This is a genomic window from Bacilli bacterium (genome assembly GCA_036381315.1).
GTDB lineage: Bacteria > Bacillota > Bacilli > Paenibacillales > KCTC-25726 > DASVDB01.
This window is the reverse complement of the sequence record DASVDB010000119.1, coordinates 20596-27289: the sequence shown is the minus strand read 5'-3', so window position 1 is coordinate 27289 and position 6694 is coordinate 20596. Positions and strand designations below refer to the sequence as shown.

The window sequence follows — 6694 nt, the reverse complement described above, 5'->3', positions numbered from 1 at the left end:
TCCGTTGCAAAAAGTCGGTAAACGACGTCGCAAGCAAAATGTCCTTCATCTCTTCGCCGGTAAATCCCGCGGCCACGAGCGAAGCGATAATGGCCCCGGATGATGTCCCCGCCACTTTTTCCAGTCGGATCGCCCGCTCCTCCGCAGCTTGCAAGGCGCCTACCAGCGCGATGGCCTTAACCCCACCCCCTTCAAACACCGCGTGCGCCTTCATGTGCGAATCACCCTTTCCAACGCATTGCAATCATCTACTTCCTTTGTATGCGCGACAGGGTTTATCCCATGACGACCGGAACCGGCAAAATTTAATTTTTTTCCGCCCGCGTAAGGTTCAGCCGCATTTGGCGGCCATCTTCGCCATAGTGCCGGGTATTGTCTTTATTGCTGGTGCGCAGCGTGACCTCCTTCAGGAAAAATGTGAGCAAAAATGCGACCACAATCGTAATGGTGCCCGTTAAAAATACCTCGGACAAACCATAGGCGACGGAATCCCGCAGCGCGTCTACCGCTTTGACGAAAATATCGTGCACGCCGGCCGGAAGCGATGCGAGGAATTGTTTCAGTTTTGGCTGGTCCAGCAAAATCTGCGGATTTTGCAAACCGTCTACGGCTTGCAAAAGCTTGGGATCCAATTGGGCCAACTCGGCCGCGTCTACATTCGCCATATCCTGTTTCATTTTGATTTTGATTCCGGAGGTCATCACCGTGCCCATCACGGCAATGCCGATCGTGCCGCCCAAACTGCGGAACAACTGCGTCGTCGCCGTAGCTGCGCCCAAATCTCGCGGCGGTACGGCGTTTTGCACCACGAGGGAAAAGATCGGCAGCGCCATGCCCAAACCGAACCCGAACACAATCATGCTGAGCACGGCGACCAAAACGCTGTTCATCAGCGTCATCATGACCATGCCGAGCGCCATGATCGCAATGCCTATGAGCGCCAATTTTTTATATTTGCCGGTTTTGGTGATGATTTGCCCGCAAATTGCGCTCATCAGCACCATGCCAAGCGTCATCGGCATCGTAATATAGCCCGAATAAGTCGGCGAGACGCCTTCAACCCCCTGCACGAAAAAGGGGATATAAATAAGCGCGCCCATCATGCCGGCGTTTAAAATAAAACTCACGGTGTTCGCAACGGCAACGATCCCGATGCGAAACTGCCGAAGCGGCAGCACCGGGCTTTTCACTTTGCTTTCGACAAGCAGCAACAATCCAAGGGAAACGAAAGCGGCGGCAAACAGACCGATGATTTGCGGCGAGTCCCAGGCGTATTTCACGCCCGCCCAGGAAAATGCCAAAAGCATTGGCACGATCGTCAACGTAAGCAGCAACGAGCCCGCATAATCGATCGGCTCGCCCGGCGTTTTCTCCGTCTTCGGATAAAGCGCCATGATCATGGCCAAGGCGACGAAGCCAAGCGGCAAAAAGATCCAGAATACCCAGTGCCAGGCCCAATGATCGACGATATATCCGCCCAACGTCGGCCCGATGATGCTGGACACCCCGAACACCGACATCATGATGCCGGACCAGCGCCCCCGCTCCCGCGGCGAAAACAGATCGCCGATCGCGGTAAACGCCGTCGCCATGATCACGCCCGCGCCCAGACCTTGCACGCCGCGATACGCGATCAGCTGGAAAATGTCGGCTGACGTTCCGCACATGAACGCCCCGATCATGAACAGCACGATGCCGCATAAAATGAACGGCTTGCGCCCGTAAATATCCGACAATTTGCCGACCAGTATGGTGGAAATCGTCGATGTCAACAAGTACATCGTAATGACCCAGGTGTAGTAGTCGATGCCGTCCAATTCCGCGATAATCCGGGGCAAGGCGGTCCCTACAATGGTTTGGTTGACGGCGGAAAAAAACATGGCCGCCATGACCGCGATCATGATATAAATTTTGCGTTTCAGCGATAAGTGTTCCATGCCGGTTATTCCTCTCCCTTATGTTGCAAGTTATGCAAAATGCGCTTAAACACGGCGATCTCTCGTCTTAATTCGTCGTCGGAAAAGCCATCGAACATAAGTTCGATCATGCGATCCCGTTGTTCCTCGATCCGTTGAAACCGTTCGCTTCCTTTTTCCGTAATTTCCAAATAAACAACCCTGCGGTCCTGCTCATCCCGGTATCGCCTCGCGTATCCTTCTTCAATCAGCTTGTCGGACCGCACGGTTATCGCGCCGGGTGTAATATCCAGCGATTGCGCCAGCTCGGACACTTTCTTCGGCCCTTCCAACGCCAATTTCTTCAGGATATGAAACTGTGTCATGGAGCACGTTCGGCTCACCTGGTTGCTCCAATCGGTGACCATTTTCCGGACCAGTTGGCGAAACACTTCGGCCAACTGCGCTTTTAGTTCACGGTCGGACACGACCACAACCCCTTTATGCGTAAATATTTTATATATAAACTATTATGGCGTAAAATATGACGGCGCAAACTTAAGCGCCGCCAAAAAACCGCTATCCGACAATTGCGGCCGCATAGCGGTTTTGCCGATCCCTTTTATTCGCTTTCCAACTCGCGCCTTAGTTTTTCCAGTTCTTTCACCCGCTCCGGATCGCGCTTCAAAAATGTGACCAGCGCTTCGATGCAGGTGATCGAATCCCAACTCAGATGATGCTCGATTCCTTCCACATCATGAAATACGTTTTCCTTTTGGACGCCGATCAAGTGCAGAAAATCCTCCAGAAGCTGATGGCGGTCGACCAGCCTTTTCCCCATACGTTTGCCTTTGGAGGTCAAAATCAACCCGCGATACTTCTCATAAATCAAATAGTCGTCTTTATCCAGCTTTTGGATCATCTTGGTGACCGAAGAGGGGTGAACCTCCAACCCTTCGGCAATATCGGAAACACGCGCATATCCTTTTACATCGATCAATTGGTAGATTCGCTCCAGATAATCCTCCATGCTGGGCGTTGCCATCCGATTCCCTCCAAAACATTCGATTTCCGGTGTGAAATACCCGCCTTTCATTTATGATACACTTTTCCGTCATGTATTAGCAAGCAAACGGGGCCGGAAAATCATGCGCGCATCGAACCATCAAAGCAACCGCCGATCGGCCGCTCCAGCAAATCGCATTCCTGCCATGACAGGTTCCCCAAATCAACGGTTTGATTCGTAATTTCCTCTATATTTCCGTACGCCTCTTTTTCGACCTCATACGACATTCGGTAGTAAAAAGTGGTCCCAACCAATAACAACGTCAAACCGGCGACGCCCAATATCGAAAAAATCAGTTTTGTACGGAAACTGCGAAACCGGATATTTTTCAAAACAAGGCGGTGGGTTTTAATCCGGCGCATGGAAATTAAAATTTAAGCCAGTCCGGCGTTACATTATTCAAATACTTGGTAATCTCGCCCAAACGGTCCGTGTATAGCAAAACGCCCATCACAATCATCAACGCGCCGCCGATTTGCATGACGCGCCTGGAATAGCGGACGATCCATTTTGCCGAGCCGATATAAAACGACAGCACGAAAAACGGGATCGCAAAGCCGAGCGTATACGCTGTAATCAACGGAAACCAGGTGTTCGGCTCCGTCAAAGCCAGGCTGATGATGGCCGCCAGGATAGGCCCGAGGCACGGCGACCAACCGGCGGCAAAGCCGATCCCGATGACGGTCGAACCCAGATAGCCGGCCGGTTTCCACTTTTGCAAATTCAGCTTTTTCTCTTTCATCAAGAGTTGCGGTTGGAAAACCCCCAGTAAAAAGAGTCCCATCAAAACGATAAAAATAGCGGATATGCGCCTGATCAGATCATCATATGCCTTGAATATGTCGCCAAGCGCACCCGCGCCAAAACCAAGCGTAAAAAAGACGATCGAAAATCCCAGAATAAAAAACAGCGTATGTACGGCCGTTTGCACCCGCACTTTGCCCGGCCGGGTTGACGACTTTAACTGGCTGACGGAAATCCCGGTAATATACGACAAATAGGAAGGGTATAACGGCAAGCAGCATGGTGAAATGAACGAAGCCATCCCCGCCCAAAAGGCTATCCAGACATTGACATGCATACGGTTCACCACTCCATCGAGATCTCAAATCTTTAGGCCCCGTTTTCCAAACAGAACGATCAACATGATTCCTATCAATAATAACACAATCGTGCCGCCCGGAGCCAAATTCCACACCCCGGCGGCCAACAGCCCGACGATGACGGCACATTCCGCCACCATGACGGCTACGATCAGCGCATGGCGAAATCCTCTCGCCACAAACAGGCTGGTCGCGGCCGGCACGGTCAATAACGCCGATACCAAAAGCGCGCCGACAATTTTGATCGAGACGCCGATAACGAAAGCGGTCAGCACCGTGACGAGCAAATTCAACGCCTGCGTGGGCAAGCCGCCGATTTTGGCCGCGTCTTCATCGAAGGTCAGAATGAACAATTCCTTGAAAAACAGCCCGATGACCGCGATCACCGCAAGCGATACGGCTGCCGTAACCGCAATATCGAGCCAGTCCAACGCATAAATGCTCCCGAACAAATAGCTGGTGACGTTAATATTAAAGCCTTTTCCCATCGTGAACAAAAGCGAGGCCAAGGCGATGCCGCCGGACAGAATGATGGCGATCGACATTTCAGCGTAAGATTTGAAGGAATGGCGCAGTTTCTCGATCAATAGCGAACCCGCCAAAGCAAACAAGAGCCCTACGCCTATCGGATACATATTCAGCAAAAAGCCGAGCGCCACTCCGGCAATCGAAACGTGCGCGATCGTATCGCCAATCATCGATAACCGCCGCAGCACGAGAAACATCCCGATTAGCGGGCCGGTTACGCCGATCAAAATGCCGCCCAACAATGCCCGTTGAAAAAAAGGCTCAGCAAACAGTGCCAATTCCGTTGCCACCTCCCGTTACCGCATGCTGCAAGTCGGCGGCATCGCAATCCTCCGAGGCGTGGGAATGCTTGACATAAATCTTAAGCTTTCCGTTCGCGAAAAGCGGCGACTTGCCCAAATACGCTTGCATCGCCGCAACGTCATGGGAAACCATGATAATGGCAATGCGGTGGTGCGTATGCATATGCACAAGCAAATTGAAAAACGCCTCTTGCGTCGCGGCATCGACCCCGATCGTCGGTTCATCAAGGATCAAGAGTTCGGGGTTGTTGATCAACGAGCGGGCAAGAAACACACGCTGCTGCTGGCCGCCGGACAACTGTCCGATCCGGCGTTTCGTCAAATCTTCAATGCCCATCGCGCGCAGCACGTCGCCGCATTTGCGGCGGTCTTCGTCGGTCAGCCTGCTCAGCATCTTTTTTCGCCCGTACAGGCCGGATAGGACAACCTCTTCCACAGTGGCCGGGAACATCGGGTTAAACTGGTTTTTTTGCGGAACGTAGCCGATTTTCTCCCAATCCTTGAATCGCGCAAGCGGCGTGCCAAACAGCCTGATTTCACCCGCCGAAGGCTTCAGCATGCCGACAATCATTTTCAACAGCGTCGATTTGCCCGCGCCGTTTGCGCCGATCAACCCGACAAAATCCCGCTGCAAAACGGTAAACGACAAACGCTCGATGACCTGTTTGTGTTCATATGCGAACGAAACATCATCGATCTCGACGACGCATTCATGGCATTTGGCATCCGTTTCCGCCGTTCGTTGCATGCTTGGCCCCTCCCGTTCCGTGAACAAATTCGCATTTCCCCGTTATTTTAGCGCGGCGACCAGTTTTCGCAGGTTGGCGCGCATTTCGGACAAGTAGTCCGCGCCGGCGTTTACTTGCTGTTCCGTCAAGCCTTCAAGCGGATTAAGCGTATCGGTCCGAAGATTGAGATCATGCGCCAGCGTCTTTGTCATTTGCCCGGAAACCAACTGCTCGAAAAAAATGGTTGTGACATCGTGCGCGCGGACAAATTCCGCAATCCGCCGCAAGTCCTTGGCGGTCGGTTCGGCGTCGGGCGCAAGCCCCATGACGGCCATTTGCGTCAACCCGTAATCCCGGCACAAATACGCGAATGATTGGTGGGCGACGACGATCTCGCGCCGTTTGAGTTTCCTTTTGTCAAGCTCGGTGCGGTATGCTTCATCCAGATCCCGCAACTTCTTCGTCAATTCGCGATAATGGGCATCGTATGTGCCGCGATGTTCGGGATCGGCCTGAATAAGCCCGGCATAAATGTTGGCGGCGATTTGCAAAGCGGACTTCGGGCTGGTCCACACATGCGGGTCCACCGATCGTTCATCCGCCTTCGCGCGCGTATACACCAAAGGAATGCCTTTGCTTGCCTCCACCACAACCTGCTTTTGGCCGCCGCCGCTTTTTTTGAGCAGTTTTTCCGTCCACCCTTCAAACCCGGCGCCGTTGTACACAAACACTTCCGCCCGGGAAATGGCCGACAATTCTTTGCTTTTCGGCGTCCATTCATGCGGCTCGACGCCGGCGGGAACCAGATTGATGACGTGAACGCGGTCTCCCCCGATTTTCTCCGCCAAATCGGCGAGCGGAAAAAAACTGGCGACGACGTTTATTTTTCCCTGTTCGATCTGAATCCGGTTATCGCCGCAGCCGGACAATGCCAGCATGAACAACAGCAGTCCGGCAAAAAAGGCGCAGGCCGATACACGCTTGAACATGATGTTAAATCTCCTGAATTCCATAATTATGCAAATCGTAATTATTACGTTTAACTATCAGAATTATAGAAGAGCAGCGCCCA

Annotated in this window: 9 protein-coding genes; all 9 read right to left on the bottom strand. The window is 52.6% G+C overall.

Features of this window, described 5'->3' with window-relative positions:
• Positions 1-214 (bottom strand): patatin-like phospholipase family protein (locus VF260_09060; protein ID HEX7057326.1); only part of this gene is annotated, 214 nt, incomplete at its 3' end.
• A 91-nt stretch (positions 215-305) separates the two neighbouring features.
• On the bottom strand, positions 306-1937 hold the full coding sequence (locus tag VF260_09055) for an MDR family MFS transporter (GenBank protein ID HEX7057325.1): 1632 nt from the start codon (positions 1935-1937) through the stop codon (positions 306-308).
• A 5-nt stretch (positions 1938-1942) separates the two neighbouring features.
• Positions 1943-2383 carry a MarR family transcriptional regulator gene (locus VF260_09050; GenBank protein HEX7057324.1) on the bottom strand — a complete coding sequence of 147 codons (441 nt, stop codon included), beginning with the start codon at positions 2381-2383 and terminating at the stop codon, positions 1943-1945.
• A 134-nt stretch (positions 2384-2517) separates the two neighbouring features.
• Positions 2518-2940: a transcriptional regulator MntR gene (gene mntR / locus VF260_09045; GenBank protein ID HEX7057323.1), complete on the bottom strand. Its 423-nt coding sequence runs from the start codon at positions 2938-2940 to the stop codon at positions 2518-2520.
• A gap of 101 nt (positions 2941-3041) precedes the next feature.
• Complete coding sequence (locus VF260_09040) at positions 3042-3227, bottom strand: hypothetical protein (protein ID HEX7057322.1); 186 nt, start codon at positions 3225-3227, stop codon at positions 3042-3044.
• 101 nt (positions 3228-3328) lie between these two features.
• On the bottom strand, positions 3329-4042 hold the full coding sequence (locus VF260_09035) for a cytochrome c biogenesis protein CcdA (protein ID HEX7057321.1): 714 nt from the start codon (positions 4040-4042) through the stop codon (positions 3329-3331).
• A gap of 24 nt (positions 4043-4066) precedes the next feature.
• On the bottom strand, positions 4067-4870 hold the full coding sequence (locus VF260_09030) for a metal ABC transporter permease (GenBank protein ID HEX7057320.1): 804 nt from the start codon (positions 4868-4870) through the stop codon (positions 4067-4069).
• Complete coding sequence (locus VF260_09025) at positions 4854-5642, bottom strand: metal ABC transporter ATP-binding protein (GenBank protein HEX7057319.1); 789 nt, start codon at positions 5640-5642, stop codon at positions 4854-4856. Before VF260_09025 ends, VF260_09030 begins: the two co-directional genes overlap by 17 nt.
• A gap of 42 nt (positions 5643-5684) precedes the next feature.
• The gene (locus tag VF260_09020; protein HEX7057318.1) at positions 5685-6611 is read right to left on the bottom strand and encodes a zinc ABC transporter substrate-binding protein; all 927 of its coding nucleotides are present in this window, start codon (positions 6609-6611) and stop codon (positions 5685-5687) included.
• Positions 6612-6694 lie beyond the last annotated feature (83 nt).